Annotated in this window: 17 protein-coding genes; 12 read left to right on the forward strand and 5 right to left on the reverse strand. The window is 66.8% G+C overall.

The window, feature by feature from the left end; translation table 11 throughout:
• Positions 1-57: 57 nt before the first annotated feature.
• The 4 genes from BR78_RS0117920 to BR78_RS0117930 all read left to right on the forward strand — a co-directional run bounded on the left by BR78_RS0117920 (position 58) and on the right by BR78_RS0117930 (position 2,660).
• On the forward strand, positions 58-480 hold the full coding sequence (locus BR78_RS0117920) for a cupin domain-containing protein (RefSeq protein ID WP_025560382.1): 423 nt from the start codon (positions 58-60) through the stop codon (positions 478-480).
• Positions 481-716: 236 nt separating this feature from the next.
• On the forward strand, positions 717-1,058 hold the full coding sequence (locus tag BR78_RS22225; protein ID WP_231478307.1) for a hypothetical protein: 342 nt from the start codon (positions 717-719) through the stop codon (positions 1,056-1,058).
• Positions 1,059-1,289: 231 nt separating this feature from the next.
• Positions 1,290-1,706 (forward strand): low affinity iron permease family protein, encoded by a 417-nt coding sequence (locus tag BR78_RS0117925; protein ID WP_025560381.1) that lies wholly within the window; start codon positions 1,290-1,292, stop codon positions 1,704-1,706.
• Positions 1,707-1,793: 87 nt separating this feature from the next.
• Complete coding sequence (locus tag BR78_RS0117930) at positions 1,794-2,660, forward strand: phytanoyl-CoA dioxygenase family protein (protein ID WP_197021401.1); 867 nt, start codon at positions 1,794-1,796, stop codon at positions 2,658-2,660.
• A gap of 591 nt (positions 2,661-3,251) precedes the next feature.
• On the opposite strand, the gene BR78_RS0117935 is transcribed toward BR78_RS0117930, so the two are convergent.
• The 3 genes from BR78_RS0117935 to BR78_RS0117950 form a co-directional block, all read right to left on the reverse strand.
• Positions 3,252-3,977 carry a hypothetical protein gene (locus BR78_RS0117935; protein ID WP_049811520.1) on the reverse strand — a complete coding sequence of 242 codons (726 nt, stop codon included), beginning with the start codon at positions 3,975-3,977 and terminating at the stop codon, positions 3,252-3,254.
• A gap of 635 nt (positions 3,978-4,612) precedes the next feature.
• The gene (locus BR78_RS0117945) at positions 4,613-5,401 is read right to left on the reverse strand and encodes a S8 family peptidase (RefSeq protein ID WP_025560376.1); all 789 of its coding nucleotides are present in this window, start codon (positions 5,399-5,401) and stop codon (positions 4,613-4,615) included.
• 111 nt (positions 5,402-5,512) lie between these two features.
• On the reverse strand, positions 5,513-6,670 hold the full coding sequence (locus tag BR78_RS0117950) for a serine hydrolase domain-containing protein (protein WP_025560362.1): 1,158 nt from the start codon (positions 6,668-6,670) through the stop codon (positions 5,513-5,515).
• A gap of 56 nt (positions 6,671-6,726) precedes the next feature.
• Here BR78_RS0117950 and BR78_RS0117955 point away from each other — a divergent pair, with 56 nt between their 5' ends.
• The 7 genes from BR78_RS0117955 to BR78_RS22030 all read left to right on the forward strand — a co-directional run bounded on the left by BR78_RS0117955 (position 6,727) and on the right by BR78_RS22030 (position 14,745).
• Positions 6,727-7,611: a LysR family transcriptional regulator gene (locus tag BR78_RS0117955; RefSeq protein WP_025560364.1), complete on the forward strand. Its 885-nt coding sequence runs from the start codon at positions 6,727-6,729 to the stop codon at positions 7,609-7,611.
• A gap of 322 nt (positions 7,612-7,933) precedes the next feature.
• Positions 7,934-8,968: an N-acetyltransferase DgcN gene (gene dgcN / locus BR78_RS0117960; protein ID WP_025560365.1), complete on the forward strand. Its 1,035-nt coding sequence runs from the start codon at positions 7,934-7,936 to the stop codon at positions 8,966-8,968.
• The gene (gene dgcA, locus BR78_RS0117965) at positions 8,926-9,915 is read left to right on the forward strand and encodes an N-acetyl-D-Glu racemase DgcA (protein WP_025560366.1); all 990 of its coding nucleotides are present in this window, start codon (positions 8,926-8,928) and stop codon (positions 9,913-9,915) included. Before dgcN ends, dgcA begins: the two co-directional genes overlap by 43 nt.
• Entirely contained in the window at positions 9,912-11,468 is a 1,557-nt protein-coding gene (locus BR78_RS0117970) for an N-acyl-D-amino-acid deacylase family protein (RefSeq protein WP_025560367.1), read from the forward strand. Before dgcA ends, BR78_RS0117970 begins: the two co-directional genes overlap by 4 nt.
• Positions 11,469-11,625: 157 nt before the next feature.
• On the forward strand, positions 11,626-12,870 hold the full coding sequence (locus BR78_RS0117975) for a dicarboxylate/amino acid:cation symporter (protein ID WP_331280256.1): 1,245 nt from the start codon (positions 11,626-11,628) through the stop codon (positions 12,868-12,870).
• 105 nt (positions 12,871-12,975) lie between these two features.
• Positions 12,976-14,409 carry a D-alanyl-D-alanine carboxypeptidase/D-alanyl-D-alanine endopeptidase gene (dacB, locus tag BR78_RS0117980; protein WP_025560369.1) on the forward strand — a complete coding sequence of 478 codons (1,434 nt, stop codon included), beginning with the start codon at positions 12,976-12,978 and terminating at the stop codon, positions 14,407-14,409.
• A 9-nt stretch (positions 14,410-14,418) separates the two neighbouring features.
• Positions 14,419-14,745: a ribosomal protein L7/L12 gene (locus BR78_RS22030; RefSeq protein ID WP_029725216.1), complete on the forward strand. Its 327-nt coding sequence runs from the start codon at positions 14,419-14,421 to the stop codon at positions 14,743-14,745.
• 154 nt (positions 14,746-14,899) lie between these two features.
• On the opposite strand, the gene BR78_RS0117990 is transcribed toward BR78_RS22030, so the two are convergent.
• Both BR78_RS0117990 and BR78_RS0117995 read right to left on the reverse strand, forming a co-directional pair.
• Positions 14,900-15,910 (reverse strand): serine hydrolase domain-containing protein, encoded by a 1,011-nt coding sequence (locus BR78_RS0117990; protein ID WP_025560370.1) that lies wholly within the window; start codon positions 15,908-15,910, stop codon positions 14,900-14,902.
• Positions 15,907-17,469, reverse strand: a complete 1,563-nt coding sequence (locus BR78_RS0117995; protein WP_025560371.1) for a hypothetical protein — start codon at positions 17,467-17,469, stop codon at positions 15,907-15,909. Before BR78_RS0117995 ends, BR78_RS0117990 begins: the two co-directional genes overlap by 4 nt.
• Positions 17,470-17,717: 248 nt before the next feature.
• Here BR78_RS0117995 and BR78_RS0118000 point away from each other — a divergent pair, with 248 nt between their 5' ends.
• Positions 17,718-20,786: a TonB-dependent receptor domain-containing protein gene (locus BR78_RS0118000; RefSeq protein ID WP_025560372.1), complete on the forward strand. Its 3,069-nt coding sequence runs from the start codon at positions 17,718-17,720 to the stop codon at positions 20,784-20,786.
• The last annotated feature ends 35 nt before the right edge of the window (positions 20,787-20,821 follow it).

Below are 20,821 nucleotides of genomic sequence, written 5' to 3' on the forward strand. Positions count from 1 at the left end.
CTGCGGTTTCATGAACCTAAAACTACGTCCCGCTCATCTGACGTTGGGATTTCAAACATGAACGCACCACGAACGATCATCGAGACGCTCGGCCTTTCGCCGCATCCGGAAGGCGGCTGGTACCGCGAGACGTGGCGTGCCGAGGCGGCGGAAGGCGGGCGATCGGGCGCCACTGCGATCCATTTCCTGCTCGAGCACGGCCAGCGATCGCACTGGCACCGAGTCGATGCCGCCGAGCTCTGGCTGTGGCACGCCGGGTCGCCGCTCGAACTGCTGGTCGAGCAGGAAGACGGCGCAGTCGCGACGATCGCGCTTGGCGGCGACGTGACCCGGGGCTATGCGCCCCAATGGCTGGTGCCGGCGAATCGCTGGCAATCGACCGAAGCGCGCTCCGGCTGGGCGCTGGTGAGCTGCGTGGTCGTCCCCGGCTTCGAATTCCATGGCTTCGAGCTCGCCGCACCCGGATGGGCGCCGGATTAGCGCCCGGATCCTTCTGTCCCCGTTATTCACGTTATCCACAGGCATGGGGCACCATTTCATGCTTTGCGCGACTCGGGATCGATGACAGCATCAGTCTTGTAAGGAAGGCGGTTCGGCAGAGGGAAACCAAAGCGGAACCAACGACTTACACGGACCGAACGAGTGCAGGTGCCTTCGGGAAACCACCTCGAACGGGACGGGGAGACGAGAGCGACGGTAGTTGCGAGAACAAGGCGATGCGCAAGCGTCGCGGCGGTTTCGAGAGACGCCGGAGCAGGCTGGACCGGATGCGGAAGCAAGCGCGCAAGCGCTGGCCGAGGCGAAGGATCAGCTGGTGGACGAGGCCGAAGCCGATAGGCCCGCGCAAGCGGCAGATCGACGGAAGGATCGACCCGAAGAGCGAAGCCCAAGGCATTGGCCACCGCGCAAGCGAGAAGCCGAAGCCGATGGATCACTCGGGAAATCGTATCCAGCAAGGCTCCATGGTTTCGCCTTCGGGTGAAATCATGAAGCGGGCCACCGAAGGCCGGAAAGGAAGCTCGTTTCCTCGGAAACAGGCAATCAGCCGGCCCCGGTGACCGACGCGAAGCTCGCATGCCCTTGCCGGCGCGAGTGGAGCATGCCGCCGAAACCAGGCAATTCGTCCTTCGGGATGGAAGGCTGAAGTCCGGTGACATGGGGACTGGCAGCAATGCCGGTCCCCTTTTGCGTTTCCGGGCACGTGCCGCCCCGTTTCGTGCATCGCCTCGCGCGCTGATGACCCACCGCCTTTCTCCCGCTAAGATACGCGAAAATCGAGAGGAACCTGGATGGGTGGCGTTTTCGAGCGGTTCGCGCAGGCAGTCGCGGGATGGGCGGGGCGGCCGAGCGCGTTCACATTGGCCTTCCTGATCGTCGTCGGCTGGGGATTGAGCGGGCCCGTGTTCGCCTGGTCCGACACGTGGCAGCTGGTGATCAACACCGGCACGACGATCGTCACCTTCCTGATGGTGTTCCTGATCCAGAACGCGCAGAATCGCGACGGCGCGGCGATCCAGGCCAAGCTCGACGAGCTGATCCGCGCGCTCGATACCGGCCGCAACGAATTCATCGGGATCGAGCATCTCGGCGAGAAGGAGCTGATCGCGATCCGCGACAAGCTCGAGCGCGAATGCGGGCGCGAGATGCCCGAGCGGCACGAAGGCGTCGCCCGTCTGCTCCGGCGTCGTGGCAGGCGCATGCCATAGCCGCAGGGCATTAGCGAGTGCGTGCACGCTTATTGCCGAGATGCGCGGGAACGGGCCAGATTGCAGGGTCCGGACGTGGAGGAAAATGTGGGTTTCGAACAGCCTGGGCTGCGTAGCGGCGTCGAGGACGACGACTATGTGACGAAGTTCCGGCGCGACGGCTATGCCGTGCTGCGCGGCTTCTTCGACCGCCAGGAAATCGCCGAGATCGGCGCCGCGATCGACCAGATCCACGCCGAGGGCGTCGCGCACGGACGCAGCTTCCGTCACGGCAACCTCTTCTACAACGTCACGCCGGGCGGGGATGGCGCGCCGCTGGTGCGGATGGTGCAATGGCCGTCTTATCACCAGCCGGTGCTCGATCGTGTCCGGCGCGACCCGCGCTTCGCGGCGATGCTCGCGCCGCTGATCGGCGGCGACGTCAAGCAGATCATCAACCAGCTCCACTGGAAGGCGCCGGGCGGGATGGGCGATTTCGCGTGGCATCAGGATTCGCGCTTCCGCAAGCCTGACGAATGCTATCGCAATCTCGGCACTTCCTATGTCCAGACCGGTCTCGCGATCGATCCGCACAATCCGCAATCGGGCGGGATGCGCTTCATCCCGCGCAGCCATCTCAAGGGCGATCTCGACCTCGATACCTCGACCGAAGTGCTCGGCAACGCGATGGCCGACGACGTGCTGGAGGGCGTGGGCCTCTCGTCCGCCGACGTGATCGACCTCGACCTCGCGCCAGGCGATCTCGCTTTGTGGAACCCCTATCTGGTGCACGGATCGGGCACCAACCGCTCGGATCATCAGCGCCGGCTCTACATCAACGGCTATGTCCGGGCCGCGGATTGCGACCGCGGCGAATGGGCGTTCCGCGGCGGAGAGCCGGTGCCGTTCGGCCCCGCACCGGCGTTGGTCCATTACGAGGAACTGCGCGAGCGCGGCGATCCGCATTACGTTTGAGCGCGGGCGCTGATCCGCCGGCGCAAGGGCGATTACCAACCGGAAGGTTGGCCCCCGTGATGCCCAACCTTCCGGTTGGCACCGCAAAGTGCGGATTGCGCGGATTTCGGGTATTGCTGACGATATGCCGGTTGACGAAGTTGACTAGTCCTCCGCGCGCGCGCGGCAAGCGATGAACCGGAGGGCGGAGGTATCGCGCGGGAATCCTGCTGGTCGCTCATGTGCGAACGGGAGCAGAACAAATCCTACATTGCCAGCGCATAAAGGCAGCGGTGGAGTGACTAGGGATGCGGAGGCGCAAGCCCAGAGGTGGCGGCAGCTTCCAAGGCACGGACAAACTCCATGCCGTGTCTGACTTCGGGTGGGAAGCGGACCGTCCGGTCCGCGGCGGCGCCCGTTGTTTTCGGACGCTCAATCAGTCGGAGCCATTCTCGTGGCGCAGTGCCGGCGAATGATCTGCGGTGGGCGATATTGACGGCCCAATTCAGTTGACGCTCAGGAAAGGAACCGCGCCGCGCCACGATGCGGTACGCCCGGCTGTAGCATCGCCCATGCGGCGAAGCCATGACGGCTGCCTGCCGGACGACGTCCTCAGCGCGTCAGCAGAAAGCCGACCAGCAGCATGAACGCAGCGCCCTCCAGCAATCCCAACGCAACCTGCACGAAGGCCCGGAGAAGGCCGAAGACCCGGCGCATGGCGAACCATCGCGTTTCCACCGCGAAGAAATAGATGATGCTCGCCACGATCAGCGCCCGACCGGCGAGGTGCACCGGCGCGACGGCAACCAACGCGAGACTGGTTCCAAGGCCGAGCCCGAGCGCGAATACCGCCGCGGGATAGCATTGCTCGTAGAAGGGCTGCCGCAGCGAGACCCGGTCCAGCTTCATGCCGCAACCCCGCACCAGACGGGCGGCGAGGAACAAGGGAAAGGCAGCGAACACGACGACCCGGAGCACCAGTGCACTGAAATTGTCGCTGACCAACGAGGCCAATCCGTGTTGGTTCGCGACGATGGCGTCGGTCTGGCCCAGCGCCGTCGACACGGCGTGCGCCAGCAAGAGCGCCAATGCGAGGAAAAGCGGCGGACTGAGCAATGCAGCATATTGCTGATCGTCGGGGAGCAACGTCTGCGCCTCGATTTCTTCCATAGTGCGGAAGGGATGGATGGCAGAACGCCAAAGGGTGATCGGAAAGAACAGGAGCCAGCTCATCACTTCGTAAAGAAGCTCGTCGAGCGAATTGAGCCACTTCATGAAGTCCATGCCGGCATCATGGATCGCCCCGCCGGGCGCCGCAACGCGCAATTCGGCAGCCATTGTGCGCTAGCTGTCGCCCCAAGACGATTGGCGACCGCCAGCTATCGAGGGTCTCGCGCCAAGAAAACAGATCGGCGACTAGCCGCCCAACTTCGGTCGTGAATCAGAGCAGCGGTGATGGCCGCTTCTAGGGAGGGGCAAATCTATCTCCAATGACCCGCATCGGGGCGTTAGCGGACCGGCGGCTTTCGGTGTCCTCTTTTTCGGCGGGTAACGTCCGGACCGAGTGGAAAGCGAACAGGCGAAACGGTAGCTTAATGTGTGGACTTCTCGGCTATCCTGATTCTGCCTTTCAGCGCGATTGTCGCCTTCGCAATCCTGTTGGGGGCTGCAATGCTCGATCGGCCAGCGCCCCGCCTGATATGGCCATGCGTATTCTCCACGGTCGTTGCGGCTCTTTTATTCCTTCGTTTTCCCGACGTTTCGGCGCTGGGCATCTGGCTATTCGCCTTGTTTGGACTGGCATTCTCTGCGGCCATCGGAACCGTCATAGGGGGACTAACGGCACGAACCATCGTCAGGGTCATCGCCGCGCCAAGACGGTGATAGACAGGTTGAACGCCGGGTAATCAGGTAGCCATGAATGGCCGCAATTCGGGGCGTTGTGGCCGACCGACAGTCGTCAGCCGCATGCGTTACTTCCCCGCCATCGTCCGCGATGCGAGGAAGTGCGCGGTTTCGAGCGGCACTGCGAACGACGTGCCCGTGCCGGTGACCGCGCGGCCGTCGATGGCGGCGGTGGGGACCTTCACGCCGAGCTGCCAGGCATAGTTATAGCCCTGGGGCGTCGTGTCGGGGCGGTTGGTGCCGCTCCATGGCTTGCCGTCGGAATCGATCGCGCCGACCAGGACGGCGTTGGGATAGGCGGCGCGCGCCGGGCCGAGATTGCCGGGATGGTCGTAGCCGTTATTGCCGGCGGCGAGGACGACGCGGATGCCCTTGGCGGCGGCATCGGCGATCGCGGCGGTGATCGACGGATCCTTGTCGAGCGCGAGCGAGATGTTGATCGCGTCGACGCCGAGTTCGGTGGCGCGGCGGATCGCCCGGGCGACGGGCGCCGCCGAGGGCTGACACGGCGGATTGGCGCCCGCCGGGCAGCCGGCGGGATCGTCGATGCGCAGCGAGATGATGTCGACCTGGCCGTGCGCGGCGCGCGCGAGGATCGTCGCGACCATCGTGCCGTGATCGTAGCGCGGCTGGAATTCGGGGCGGCCGGGATTCGAGGCCATGTCATATTCGGCAGAGACGAGCCCGACGAGTTCGGACGTTTTCGCGACGCCGCTGTCGATGATCGCCACGCGCGGGCGCGGGATCAATGTGGCAACCGGCGGCGCGGCGACCGGCGCCACGGTGACGGGTGCCGGCGCGACGACGGGCGCAACTGTTTCGAGCAATGCGACGAACGACAGGAAAAGTGTGTTCACGTACCCCGACCCCCCGGTCAAAGCGATTCACTTCGTTCTCGCTATCCTACCGAGCTTTGCGGCGGGATTGCGGTGATGTGCGGGGTTTGCGGTTAATAATTCGTATACCAATCAGCGGGGTGGGGCGGCGAGGGACTCCTCGATCGGCGTGAAGGCCGAGCGGATGCCGGTTGTGTCGGGCACGTCGGTGGCGAAGAAGGCGATGCCGGTGCCCGCGGCGCGGTCGAGCCAGAGGCCAGAACGCAAGCCATAGGCCTCGCCGCCATGGCCGAGGCGTGGGCGGCTGTCGCCGAACAGATTGTCGCTGCAGCCGGATCGGGTGGTTGGGAGGAACGTCATTGCGAGGCCGTAGCTGCAATAAAAACCGTTGCTCGTGTCGCCGTTGCTGCCGGCGAAGGTCCATAAAGGCGTTTCGAGCAAAGCCACCGATCGGGGCGTGAGCAGGCGGACGCCGTCGACCTTGCCGTTGCCGAGCAGAAGGCGGCCGATCCTGGCCAGTCCGCGCGCGGAGATGCGCAGGCCGCCCTGGGGCGAGAAGATCGCGCCATTGGCTCCGGCGCGCCATCTGGCGAGATCGCAGCTGCCGTCGGTCGCGGGAGTCACCGCACAGGCGGGCGCGGCGCCCTTATGGTCGTCCTTGGTGGGTTGCCTCGACCGGTAGATCGTCACCGCGCGGGCGGCGGTCGCGGGCGCGCAGCTTGCCCAATTGTAACAGGCGTCGAGTTTGAGGGGGCCGAGCACCAGCCGGTCCATCAGCTTGTCGAAGCGCTCGCCGGTGGCGCGCTCCATCACCGCGGCGATCACCGGGAAATTGAAGTTGGTGTAGCGGAAGAAAGTGCCCGGCGCGTGTTCGGAATCCCATGCCTTGGGGTCGGCGAGTATTCCGGCCATGTCGGCGTCGAGCGGGAGGACGTAATCGACATTGTCGGTGAGGCTCGATCGATGCGAGAGCAAAAGGCGGAGCGTGATCGGCGTGTCGGGGAAGGCGGGGTTGCGCAGCTTCCAGCCGAGCGTCTTCGAGACATCGGCGTCGAGGTTCAGCCTGCCTTGCTCGACCAGCCGCAGCACGCCGATCGCGACGACCAGCTTCGAGACCGAGGCGACGCGGACGGGATCGTCGGGGGTGATCGGCCGCTTTGCCGCGAGATCGGCAAAGCCCGACACCGACACCGCAGTCTCGCGCTTGCGATCGAAGGCGATGCGGACGCTGGCAACGGGTTCGGGAGCGGTCTGCGGCAGTGCCGCGAGGAGCAGGGCCGGGAGCAACATGCGGCCACGATGACGGGCGCTTTCCCTTTTCGCAAATCGCGATACTCTTCGGACCCATGAACTTACGGCATATCGAGATCTTCCACGCCGTCTATGTGAACGGCTCGGTCAGCGGCGCGGCGCGCGCGCTCAACGTGTCGCAACCCTCGGTGTCGAAGATGCTGCGGCATGCGGAATCCTTGCTCGGCTTCCAGCTCTTCCAGCGGACCAACGGCCGGCTGGTGCCGACCGAGGATGCGCATACCCTTTTCACTGAAGTCTCGGAGATCCAGGACCGCGTTTATGCGCTGCGCGAGGCGGGCAAGAATCTGCGGCGCGGGGCGGGGGGCATGCTTCGGGTTTCGGCACTGCCGAGCCTGGCGCTGCAGGCGCTGCCCACGGCGGTGGCACTGTTCCTGAAGACGCACGAGAACGTCAAGTTCGACCTGCAGACTGTGCACCACGACGATCTGCTGCGGAAATTGTTCGAACGCGAGACCGACATCGCCATCGCCTATGAAGTGCCTCCCGCGGCGCCGATCGACCACAAGCCGCTGGGCGAAGGCGAATTGGTGGTGTTCTATCGCGAGCAGGACATGCCCGATGCGCCGCCGCGCTGCGACATGACCTGCCTCAAAGGGCATCGCTTCATCAGCCTCGCGACCAGCGGCCCGATGGGACAGCTCTTCACGCAGGAGGTCCAGCGGCAGGGCATCGTCCTCGACGAGGTGATCCTAGCGCGGACCTTCTATATCGCCGCGGCACTCGTGCAGCAGGGCGTGGGGATGACCGTGGTCGACAGTTTCACGGCGCAGGCCTCGCTCGCGCCGGGGCTGGCGATGCGGCCGCTGAAACCGCCGATCACCTTCGGCGTTCATGCGATGTACCTGCACAATCGGCCGCTCACTGCGCTCGCGACCGATTTCCTCAAGACGCTGCGGAGCGTGATCGACGTCGCGTAAGGTACGATGATCGCATGTCCGTTCGTCCTGAGTAGCCGTCGAGTAGGAGCGAAGCTCCGGATCGAGACTGCGCATCGAAGGACAGGTTGTGCAGGTCCAACTATGCCTCGATAATGCGCGGGTGAACCGTGCCCCGCACGGTTCAGGATCGCGCGGGGCGCGATCCGACCCGCACATCTCGATACGCCCCTGCGCGGCTACTCGGCCTCTACTCGGCACGAACGGGTGAGAGGCGACATAAAGGGCCATAACGACGGGCTATGCCGGGCGCCGCAGACGTTATGCGCAGACTTTTGGGCACGCGCGATACGGAAGGGCCGTGATGATCCCTGCTCCCTATTTGCTCTATCTCGGCCACAGCACCGATGCCGTCGGCATCAAGACCTCGCGCGGGCTGGCGGCCTTCCGCCCACAGGATTGCGTTGGGGAGTTTCGGTATGATGATTGCCCGCTGACTCTCCATATCCCTCGCATGACGATCGCCGAGGGTGCGGCGGCGGGCGCGAAGACGCTGGTTCTGGGCATCGCAAACTCCGGCGGGACGCTGGGGCGCGACCTTGTCGACGATGCCGCGGCGGCGCTCGAGGCGGGGATGAACGTCGCCTCGGGGCTTCACCAGCGGCTGCGCGACGAGCCGCGGCTGGCGGCGCTGGCGAAGGCGAAGGGGCTCCAGCTGTTCGACGTGCGCGATCCGCCCGCGAACCTCAAGGTCGGCAACGGATATGCGCGCGCCGGGCGCCGGCTGCTGACGGTGGGCACCGATTGCTCGGTCGGCAAGATGTACACCACGCTGGCGCTGACCCAGGGCATGCAGGCGCGCGGGCTCAAGGCCGATTTCCGCGCGACCGGCCAGACCGGAATCCTGATCGCCGGCGGCGGCGTGCCGATCGATGCCGTGGTCGCCGACTTCATCTCAGGCGGGATCGAGCAGCTCGCTCCGGCGCGCGACGATGACGGCTGGGACCTGATCGAAGGCCAGGGTTCGCTGTTCCACCCGAGCTTCGCCGGAGTCTCGACCGGCCTGCTCCACGGCGCGCAGGCCGAAGCGCTGGTGATGTGCCACGATCCCAATCGGCTCCACATGCGGGGCATTCCCGGCCGCGCGCTGCCCGAGCTGGGCGAGTGCATCGAGATGAACCTGACGGTCGCACGGCTGACCAGCCCCGACGTCCGGATGGTGGGCATCTGCCTCAACACTTCGGCGATGGACGTGGCGGAAGCCCGGGCGCTATGTGCGCGGCTCGAAGACAAATACGGCCTGCCCTGCACCGATCCGATCGCGTTCGGTGTCGATGCGATCCTGGATCAACTGCTATGTCCCGTACCCTCCGCGCGCAGCACGACAGCTTCCCGCTGAGCCACCCGTTCCGGATCTCCCGCGGCGTCAAGACGCAGGCGGAGGTGATTACGGTGGAGCTGGAGCAGGGAGGCGTGGTCGGGCGCGGCGAAGGCGTGCCTTATGCGCGCTACGGCGAGAGCATCGAGAGCGCGCTCGCCGCGATCGACGATGTGCGCGGCGCCATCGAAGGCGGCGCCGACCGAGTGCAATTGCTGGACCTGCTTGGCCCCGGCGCGGCGCGCAACGCCGTGGATTGCGCCTTGTGGGACCTCGAGGCGCGGCTGGGCGGACGCAGCGTCGCCGCAAAGATCGGCGCGCCTGAACCGGGCAGGCTGGTCAGCGCACTGACGATCGGCATCGACACGCCGATGGCGATGGCGGTCGCGGCGAGCAAGATCGCCGATGCGCCGCTGATCAAGGTCAAGGTCGACGCGACGATCCCCGACGCGCAGATCCGCGCGGTGCGCAACGCCGCGCCGAACGCCAAGCTGATCGTCGATCCAAACGAGAGCTGGGACCAGCAACTGGTGCGGGCGATGCAGATCCTATTGGTGGTGCTGAAGGTCGATTTGCTCGAGCAGCCGGTACCCGCGGGTGCAGACGAATGGCTGGAGGCGTTCACTCCGGACGTGCCGATCTGCGCCGATGAATCGGTCCATGTCGCCGCCGATCTCGACGTGGTCGCGCGGCGCTATCAGGTGGTCAACGTCAAGCTCGACAAAACGGGCGGGCTGACCGAGGCGCTGGCGCTGGCCGAGGCGGCGCGGGCGCGCGGGCTGGGGCTGATGACCGGCTGCATGATCAGCTCGTCGCTGTCGATCGCACCGGCGCTGCACGTGGCGCGGATGTCGGATTTCGTCGACCTTGACGGTCCGATCTGGCTCATGGAGGATCGTGCCGGCGGCGTGCGCGACGAGGCCGGCTGGCTCTGGCCGCCGCAGCGAGGATTTTGGGGAACAGCATGAAGGTCGCGCTGCTGATCGGAATCGCGGCTCTGTCCCTGGGGGCGGCATCGCCGGCTCCGCGCAAGGTCGACCTGCTGATCCGCGGCGGCACGATCTATACGGGTTCGGCCGAACCTTTCGTCGGCGACGTGGCGATCACGGGCGACAGGATCGTGTCGGTGAGCCGCCACGCCGACGTCGTCGCCGCGCGCACGATCGACGCCAAGGGCATGATCGTCGCGCCGGGCTTCATCGATCCGCATACGCATATGGGCGGGGATCTGACGTCGGACGACGCGGCGAAGCGGCTGGTGCCCGCCTTCCTGCTGCAGGGCGTGACCACGGCATTCATCGGTAATGACGGCGGTGGCAGCCCGGATGTCGGCAAAGTGCTGGGCAGCGCCGCGGGCAAGCCGGTGGGGATCAACTACGCTGCCTATGTCGGCTTCGGCGCGGTGCGCGAACAGGTCGTGGGCGAAGCCGATCGGGCGCCGACCGACGCCGAGCTGGCGCAGATGAAAAAGCTGGTGGCGAACGCGATGTGCGAGGGTGCGCTGGGGTTTTCGACCGGGCTGTTCTATGCGCCGCAGAGCTTCGCCAAGACCGAAGAAGTGGTGGCGCTCGCGCGCGAGGCGGGGAAGCGCGGCGGCGTCTATGACAGCCATATCCGCGACGAATCCTCCTACACCGTCGGGCTCGTCGCGGCGATCGACGAGGCGATCGCGATCGGCAAGCAGGGCGGGCTTCCTTCGCATATCGCGCATATCAAGGCGCTCGGCGTCGACGTGCAGGGCCAGGCACCGGCGATCATCGCCAGGATCGAGGCGGCGCGTCGCGCGGGGCAGAAAGTGACCGCGGACCAATATCCCTGGTCGGCGAGCGGCACGAGCCTGGTCGCGTCGCTGATGCCGCTCTGGGCGCAGGACGGTGGACGTCCGGCCTTGCTCAAGCGCTTCGACGATCCCGCGCTGGCGGAGAAACTGCGCAGCGGGACCGTCGAGAATCTGCGGAAGCGCGGCGGGGCGGACAAATTGCTGATCGTCGAGGGCAAATACGCCAATCGCACGCTGGCCGATGTCGCGAAGGAGCTGGGGCAGGACCCGGTACGCGCGGCGATCACGGTGATCCGCATCGGCGATCCGGGTGTGGTCTCGTTCAACCAGAGCGAGGCCGACATCACCAGGTTCATGCAGCAGCCCTGGGTGATGACCAGCTCGGACGCATCGGGCGGGCATCCGCGGGTCTATGGCAGCTTCGCGCGGAAATATGCGAAATACACGAAGGCGGAGCACGCGATCACGCTGCGCCAGTTCGTCGAGCGGAGTTCGGCGCTGACTGCCGATACCTTCGGACTGGCGGGACGCGGACATCTGCGCGCCGGGGCGTTCGCCGATCTGGTGGTGTTCGATCCCGAGACCTATGCCGCGCGGGCCACGTACGAGCAGCCCAAGCTGACCGCGCAGGGCGTGCGGACGGTGGTGGTGAACGGCGTGGTCGCGGTCGACAACGGCGCGCTGACGGGCAAGGCCGCGGGACGCGCGCTGGCGCATCGGCCGACGGGGACGTGCAGGTGATGGACCCGGCGTGCCGATCTCTTCAGCCGTCACCCCCGCGAAAGCGGGGGCCCATCTCCTGCCGGCGCGGCAGGCACCACAGCCGTCGTACTGCCTGGAGGGAACACGAGATGGGCCCCCGCTTTCGCGGGGGTGACGGTAAAGAGCGTGGATTTCCATGCTGAGGCGCTGGTTCGGCATCGCGCTGTGGAAGCGCGTGCTCGGGGCGCTGGCGCTCGGGCTCGTCTTCGCGTTGGTCTGGCCGCAGGGCACGCCGTACGTCCAGTTCATGGGCGATCTGTTCGTCCGTGCGATCCGGATGCTCGTGGCGCCGATCGTGCTGGTGACGATCGCGGCGGGAATCACTGCGCTGGCCGATCCCAAGCGGCTCGGCGGGCTTGGCGGACGGACGGTCGGCTTGTTCGCGCTGACCACGGCGATCGCCGTCTCGGTGGGGATGCTGGTCGCCACTCTGGTGCAGCCGGGGGTTGGCGCGGCGCTGGGCAATGCGGCGCCGCACGCGCTGGGCGAGCCGGTGACGCCGTACCAGCAGCTCATCGGGATCGTGCCGCTCAACATCTTCGAGGCGCTCGCCAAGGGCGACATGCTTGCGTTGATCTTCGTCGCGATCCTGGTGGGCGTGGGCACCGTGGTGGCGGGCGAGCCGGGCAAGCCCTTCGCTTCGCTTCTGCAATCGACGTCGGCGGTGCTGCTCAAGGTCGTCGGGATCGTCATGGAGGCGACTCCCTTCGGCGTGTTCGCGCTGATCGCGAACGCAGTGGCGGCGAACGGCGCGGCGGTGTTCGTCAATGTCGGCTGGCTGGCGCTGGCGGTGGTGCTGGGCAGCCTGATCCAGATAGTCGTGGTGCACAGCCTGATCCTCAGGCTGCTCGCCAGGCTGCCGCTGCTGCCCTTCTTCCGCGGGATCATCGATGCGCTCGTCGTCGCCTTCTCGACCGCGTCGAGCTCGGCCACCTTGCCGGTGGCGATGCGGGTGGCGGAGAAGAATCTGGGCGTGGCGCGGCCGGTCTTCTCGACGGTGCTGCCGCTGGGCGCGAGCATCGGCAAGGACGGCACGGCGATGTATGTCGGACTGCTCTCGATGTTCGCATTGCAGGCCTTCGGCACCCCGCTGACGCCGCAGGTCTATGGCATGGTGCTGCTGACCGGCGCGCTTGCCGCGTTCGGGACGGCGCCGGTGCCGTCGGCGTCGCTGTTCATGCTCGCGGCGGTGCTTTCGGCGGTGGGCGTACCGCCCGAACAGACCGCCCTGGTGGTCGGTTTCGTGCTGCCGTTCGACCGGCTGCTCGACATGACCCGCACGGTGCCGAGCGCGAGCGCGAACCTCGTGGTGGCGACGACCGTGGCGCGCTGGGAAGGCGAACTGGACGAGGAAGTCTATCGGGCGAGGGACGACGCCTGAATCCCCCTCTCGCTCAGTGTGGGAGGTGGATGCGATGCCCGGCGGTTATGCCCTGCTTCGCGCTGGACGGTTGCCCGGGCGCGGTTTCGTATTAGGCTTTCGCACATGAAACGATCGCTGCTGCTTCCGCTCCTCCTCGTCGCCACGCCCGCGCTCGCGCAGCAGAGCCTGCAGCAGCGCGTCGAGGCGAAGCTCGGCGAGGCGCCGACCGGCACGCGCTTCGGGCTGGTGGTGACGGACGCGGACGGCAAGGAGATCGTCGCGGTCAATCCCGACGGGCGGTTCATGCCGGCGTCGAACACCAAGATGTTCACCACCGCCGCGGCCTATGCCTCGCTGGTCGGGCTCGACCGGCCCGACACGGCGGGCGGCGCGGCGGTGCGCATCGAGGGACAGGACGTCATCCTCGAAGGGCATGGCGATGCGCGGCTCTCCAGCGCGGCGGACTGCAAGGTGGATTGCCTCGCGACGCTGGCCGACGCGGTAGCGGCGAAGACCAGGCAGGTGCGCAACGTCGTCGGCGACGACACGGCGTTCCCCGACCAGCGCTGGAGTCCGGGGATGAGCTGGAACAACATTCCCAGCCGCTACGGCACGGGCATTTCGGCGCTTACGCTCGACGACAACGAACTGGTGATCGAGGTGACGCCGGGTGCGATCGGTGCGCCGCCCAGGGTGACGGCGCCGATCGATTATTATGCCATTGAGAATCGCGCAGTGACGGTGGCCGGGTCGGAGAACCGGCTCGGTTACGATCGCGCGCCCAACGGCACGCCGCTGCGGATCACCGGTACGATCGGCGCGGACGCCACGCCCGAGACGCAGCGCGTCGGGATCGACGATCCGGCGCATTACGCCGCGTGGCGCTTCGAAACCCTGCTCAAGGCGCGCGACGTCGAAGTAACCGGGAGCAATGCGGCGCGACATCGTCCGCTGATGCCGAGCGACGATCCAGCGGTGCGCGGCAATGCTCCGCCAGCGCGTCCGCCGGCACAGGCGCCGCTGGCGAAGCTGGTTCCGCCGCCGCTGGCCGAGGATATCGTGTTCATCAACAAGGTCAGCCAGAACCTCCACGCCGAACTGCTGCTGCGGCGGGTGGGCCTGAAGCGCGGCGGCGGATCGATCGCCGACGGGATGGTCGAGGTTCGCGCGATGCTCGATACGGCGGGGGTGCCGCGCACCGCCTGGGACCTGTCCGACGGTTCGGGCATGTCGACCTACAACCGCGCAGCGCCGCGCGGGACGGTGCAGATGCTCCGCTGGATTTCAGCCCAGCCCTGGGGCGCGGCGTGGCGCGCGACGCTGCCGATCGGCGGCGTCGACGGGACGCTGTCGCGGCGGTTCAAGGGGACGCTGCTGGAGGGCAAGGTCTTCGCCAAGACGGGGACGATCAACGCGACCAATGCGCTGTCGGGCTATCTGATCGCGAAGAGCGGGAAGATGCTGACCTTCGCGTCCTTCGCCAACGACGTGCCCGCCGACGCGAGCGCGACGAAGTTCATCGACGCGGCGCTGGTACTAGTGGCGGAGGCAAACTAGGCTGGGCCGATGTTCGTCCCGCTTCCCATCCTGATCGCCCTCGGCCTCCTGATCCTTGCGCTGATCGCCATGGCCGCGCGCGGGGGGCGAAGGCGCGATCCGCTGATGGGGGGTGTGCCGCCCGTCCATCGCGGCACGAGGCCGGTGCCGACCGCAGCGCTTCCGTCGGCGGGACTTCCGGCCGGCACATTGTCGCCCGAAGTCGAGCAGCAGGTTCGCGCAGAGTTGGCCGCCGGCCGCAAGATCCAGGCGATCAAGATCGCGCGCGACGCGACGCTTCTCGGGCTGAAGGAAACGAAGGATCTTGTCGAGGCGATGGAGCGGCGGGCCCCTTAAAGATTGATCTGGCTGCGTTGAAGCATTTGTGTTCCCCGACGAAGGCGGGGGCCCAGTTTCGACAAATTGGAGAAGGCATCCCGCCCTCGACGGTGACTCGCGACTGGGCCCCGGCCTTCGCCGGGGAACAGATTCAAACGCGCCGAAGCCGTCTCTAGCCTTCTTGCCCGTCCCATGCCGCGATGACGGCGTCGCCCGTCTCGGGCCGCAGCTGGAAAATGCCGCTGTCGAAATGCCGGGTGGGGTGGACGCGGTTGGTGAGCAGGGTCCAGGCGAGACCGCGATCGAAATCGACCCACAGGCCGGTGCCGGTGAAGCCGGTATGGCCGATCGTCTCGTCCGAGCATGCCTGGCCTCCCGACCAGCCGGCGAACTTGCGTTCCCAACCGCAGGTGCGGTGCCCATATTGGGGCGTGCGGATCGCTTCGAGCATAGCGGGGCTCGCGCCGCTTCCGTCCAGAAGCCCGCGGGCGAAGTCGAGCACGCCGGCGACCGTGCCGAACAGCCCGGCATGGCCGGTCTGGCCGCCCATCGCGAAGCAGTTTTCGTCATGGACTTCGCCTGCCAGCACGCGGCCGCGCCAGGCGCAATGCTCGGTGGCGACGGCGGGACCGGGGGGCGGGCCGAAGCTAACGCCCTGGCCCAGCTCCCACGCGCCGAGCGGCCGGCCGGTGATCCGCTCGATCGCGATGCCGAGCAGGATGAAGTTTATGTCCGAATAGACCGGCGGGCCGTGGCGCCACTCGCGCTGCAGGACGAAGGCGCGGAGGCGCGCGGGATCGTCGCCATAGGTGTAGATCGGCTCGACCGCGGGAAAGAAGCTGCGGTGGGCGAGGCAGTCGCGGAAGGTGAGTCTGCGTTCGGGGGCGTTGGCGACGTCGTATTGGCGGAGATCGGGGATCGCGGTGGTCAGGGGGGCGTCGAGATCGAGCCGTCCTTCGTCGGCGAGGCGCAGGATCATCGTCGTGGTGGCGATCACCTTCGAGACCGAGGCGAGGTCGAACCAGTGATCCTCGGTCAGGTCCTCGGGCTCGGGCACCAGCGCGGCCTTGCCCGCATGGCGGACCCAGCGACGGCCATCGGCCGCGACCACACCCAGCGTTGCACCGGGGATGCGCCTGTCGGCGATCGCGGCGGCGGCGGGAGCGAAGGCGGTGTCGATCATGTCGTGACGGGCTCGCGATCGTCGGGGCGCGGCCTGGCATTGGCGAGCAGCGGCAGGAACAGCAAGGCGGCCAGGCTGATCACGCCAGAGGCGAGGAAGAACATGTCGAAGCCGTTGAAGCCGGCCTTGTCGAGCCACGTCACCGCAGTGCCGCCGGCGCCCGACAGCAGTCGCGCGAGCAGGAAGGCGAAGCCTGACAGGAAGGCATATTGCGCGCCCGGAAAACGCGGGTTCACCAGCATCGAGAGATAGACGACGAACACCGCGCCCGCCATGCCGTTGCCGAACTGGTCGGCGGCGGTGGCGATATAGAGGGTGTTCTGGTCCAGCGGCTGGTGCGCGAGCCAGACGAAGCCGAAATTACCGAGCGCCGCGAAGACCGCGCCGATGCTGAGCGTCACGCCCCAGCGCCAGCGGGTGACCATCCAGCCGCCCAGCCCGACGCCGACGATGCTCGATCCGAGCGCGACCAGCCCGTCGGCCCAGCCGATCTGGGTCTTGGAGTAGCCGAGGTCGAGGATCATCGGCTTGGACAGGTTGAGCGCGAGCACGTCACCCATCCGATAGACCGAGACGAAGGCGAGGATGGCGATCGCCATATAGCCATAGCGCCAGAAGAAATCGGCATAGGGCCCGACCGCGGTGGAGGCGCGGATCGGGGAATCGGGTGCGGCATCGCGAATCCAGGGGAGCGCGACGGCGAGGAGCACGAAGGGCAGCATTGCGATGCCGAGCACCCAGGGGAGCACGTTGGTGTCGGCGCTGATGCCGATGCCGGAAGCCGCGCCGAGGATCACCCAGCCGACCGCCGCGGTGGCGACCGCGAGGGCAAGCAGGATCGCGGCCGATGCGGCCAGCCCGGTGGCGAGCGAGACCGCGCGTCCGCCGCCGCATCCGGGTGCGCGCGGCAGCAAGGCGAGGATCGGCAGCGGCACGGCGGCGCCCGCCGCGATCAGCAGATAGGAAGCGGTCCAGCCCGGCTCGATCCCGAAGCTGCGCAGCGAGGCCGAGATGCTGCCCGCGGCATCGGCGAAGAGCAGGGCGCCGCTTCCCGCCGCGACCATCGCGGTGCGATAACCCCAAAGATTCGAGGCCGCTACCGGACCCTGCTCCTCGGGAGTCGGCGCCAGTTCGATGCGCCAGGCGTCGGCAGCGACTTCGAGCGTGGTCGTCCAGAAAGCGAGCAGCACCGCGAACAATGCGGTGCGCGGCAGGCTGGCATCGTCCGAGAACACCGCCATCGCCACCATCGAGGTGAAGACGCCGAGTTGCGACAACATGATCCAGCCGCGCCTCTTGCCGAAGAAGCGCGCGAAGCCGGGGACGTCGTATCTGTCGAGCAGCGGTGCCCAGAGGAATTTGAAGGTGGGGAGAAGCTGCACCCAGGCGAAGAAGCCGATGACCGCGAGCACCACGCCGTGATCGGCGAGCCGCACGCTGAGCACGGTCGAGAACATGTAGAAGGGCAACCCGGCCGAGAAGCCGAGCAGCACGTAGAGCGCCATGCGCGGGAAGCCGCGGGGAATGCCGTGCGCGTCGGCCGCGACCGCCTCAGCCAAGCGGCGCGACCGATCGATGTTGCAGCTGATGTTGCGTCATCTTGCGTCCCCGGAAACAGCTCGAGACCAAGCTCGCCCGCAGCTCTGCGGCAGTCAATGGCGATGGTGTTGCGTGCGCACCACGATCCCGGCGCAACATGCCTTGCGGCTATGGTTGTGCGAACAGAAACTATGGCGCGGCGCAACATTCTTGTTACTTAATGTCTCGGTTCCGCCGTGGGCAGGCGGAACAATGGGGGCAAAATCAAATGGCTGGCATCACGTCGTTCAAGATTTTTCTTGTTTCGGGAACGGCGTTCGCCGCGCTTGCGGGGGCGGTACCGGCCTTCGCGCAGACGACCACCAAGCAGTCGACTCCCGAGGCGGCGACGCCCACCGGCGCGGCGCTGCCGGTTTCGGATGCCGACCAGACCGCCGAGCAGGAACCGGGCGGCCGCAACAACGAGATCCTCGTCACCGGTTCGCGTATCCGGCAGGATCCGAACAATTCGGCGCTGCCGCTGCAGATCATCACGACGCAGGAAATCCAGCGCAACGGCATCAGCAGCCCCGAGCAGCTGATCATGTTCCTGAGCACCAACGGCACCGGCGCGGACAACCTCGCCTCGAATGCCGACGTGACCAGCGGCGCCCAGCGCGGCACCAACGGGCTTTCGGCGGCGAATTTGCGCGGGCAGGGCAGCGCCGCGACGCTGGTATTGCTCAACGGACGCCGCGTCGCCGCGCACGGCCTCACCGGCGGCGCGGTCGACGTCAACCAGATCCCGTTCGCGGCGATCGAGCGCGTCGAAGTGCTCAAGGACGGCGCCTCGGCGATCTACGGCACCGACGCGGTGGGCGGCGTGATCAACTTCATCACCCGCAAGGATTATCAGGGGCTCGGCTTCAACGCCTTCACCGATGTGACCGAAGCGGGCGGCGGCAACATCTATCGGCTCTCGGGCATCGCCGGCTATGGCGATCTCGACGAAGACGGCTTCAACGTGATGGGCGCGGTGGCCTATAGCTGGAACCGGGCGCTGCGCGGCGAGGACCGCCCCTTCGTCAACGGCTACCAGCCCGAGCGCGGGCTCTCGATCGACACGCGCGGCACGCCGATTGCGACGGCGTTCAACATCGGCGCCAACACCCGGCCGAACAGCATCACCGCCGGCGGCACACTGCTCACCGGGCTGAACCTGGTCGCGCCCAACGGCGCGAACGCGGCCGCGGGCGGCATCAACATCCTCGACCTTCCCGGCGGGGCCGGTTGCGGGTCGATGGACGGCGGTCTGCCCTATGACGAGGCGCTGTGGAACGCACCCACGGCTTATTATGCCTGCGCCTGGGACACCGGCCGCGCCGCGGTGCTCCAGCAGCCGATCAACACGCTGACCTATTATGGTCGCGGCGTGGTGAATTTGGGCGAAGGGCATCAGATGTCGTTCGAGATCACGGGCTCGGACGCGACTTCGGCCAAGCGCTTCTCGAATGCGCAGCTCACGGCGAACACGACCAATCTCGCGATCGCCTATCCGCTCAACAGCCTGACCGCGGCGACCTATAACAGCGTGTTCAACGCGATCCGCGCGGCCTTCCCGGCGCAGGCGGCGGCACTCGACGGCCGCTACGGCCGGCCGATCGCGTATCGCTGGCGGTGCATCGCCTGCGGCACGCGCGAATATGTGACCAACACCAAGACCATCCGCGCCGCGTTCGGCGTCGAGGGGCCGATGTTCGGGGTCGGCGACTGGGATTATCGCGCGGGCGCGTCCTACGCGAAGAGCGAGTCCTCGTCGGTGCTCGGCACCGGCTATTATTATCGCGGCACCTTCAGCAATGGCGATTTCGATCCCAATGCCCCGGCCGTAGCCGGCGCCGCGCCGATCAACGGCCAGGTCGCCCGCGGCCTGGTGGGCTTGATGAACAGCGGCCTGATCAATCCGTTCAGTACGGCCCAGACTCCCGAGGGCCTGGCCGCGCTGGAATCGGTCTCGGCTTATGGCGCGACCTTGTATGGCGGCCAGTATGAAGTGAAGCAGTTCGACGTTTCGGTGTCGGGCTCGCTGTTCCCGATCTGGGGCGGCGACATCCAGATGGCGGCGGGCCTCGACGTGCGCAAAGAGACCTATTCGTTCAACGGTTCGGAAGCCGCTGCGGCGACGGCGCCGGTGATCTTCCTCGCGGCGTTCGACAACATCAATGCGCTGACCCCGAAGAACCGCACCGTGAAGGCGGCCTATGCCGAAGTGCTGGTGCCGTTGTTCCCCGGCTTCGAAGTCACCGGCGCGGTGCGCATCGACGAATATACCGGGTTCGGATCGACGACCAATCCGAAGGTCTCGGTCAAGTTCCGCCCGATCGACCAGATCATGTTCCGCGGCTCGTACAATACCGGCTTCCGCGTGCCGTCGTTCAACCAGATCTTCAACGGCATCACCGAGGCGACCTATGCGGGCAGCGACCTCGCCGATCCGGTCCTGTGCCCGGGTGGCGTGCCCACCAGCACGGTCGGCAGCGGCCAGCCTTGCGCCCAGATCCGCCCGGAAATCTATACCGGCGGCAATCGCGAACTGGGGCCCGAGACAGCGAAGCAGCTCAGTGCCGGTGTGGTCATCCAGCCGGCACCGCTGTTCAGCGCCTCGCTCGACTGGTGGATGATCAACGTCGACAACACGATCCAGACGCTCACGCTGCGCCAGTTGATCGACAATGCTTCGCTGTTTCCGGAGCGCTTTCTTCGTGATCCCACGACCAATGTGGTCCTCGGCATCGACCAGCGCTGGATCAACGCCGGTTCGCGGCGCACGCAGGGCCTGGAAGTGTCGCTGCGCGCGGGGCATGAGTTCGGCGGGGGCAGCCGCGTCTCGGCGGGGCTGGACGGCACGCTGCTGCTCAAGAAGCGCGAGAAGCTGACGCCGACCGCGCAATATGGCCCGAGCCTGATCGGGGTGTTCAGCTTCGCCGGCGATCTGGGCGTGCGCTGGAAGCACAATGCGTTCGTCAGCTATTCGAACGACGATGTCAGCCTCTCGCTGAGCCAGATCTTCCGCAAGGGCTACAAGAACGGCGCGCTGCCGGGCATCGCGGCGGGGACGGTCACGCGGCCCGGATACAATGCGTTCGTGAAGGACTATATCGTCTACAATCTGTCGATGAGCTACACAGGGCTTTCGCCGAACTTCAAGCTGACGGCGGGCGTGCGAAATCTGTTCGACACCGATCCGCCTTTCGCGATCACCTATGACGGCAACACCGGCGCCGGCGGCTCGTGGGAACCGCGCGTCGCCGATCCGCGCGGGCGCAGCTTCACGATGGGCGTCGAAGTCAAGTTCTGAACCGGCTTGGGGGGAGGCGAGGGGTCGCGGCGAGA

It is taken from the genome of Sphingomonas sp. UNC305MFCol5.2, assembly GCF_000712135.1.
Classification (GTDB): Bacteria; Pseudomonadota; Alphaproteobacteria; order Sphingomonadales; family Sphingomonadaceae; genus Sphingomonas.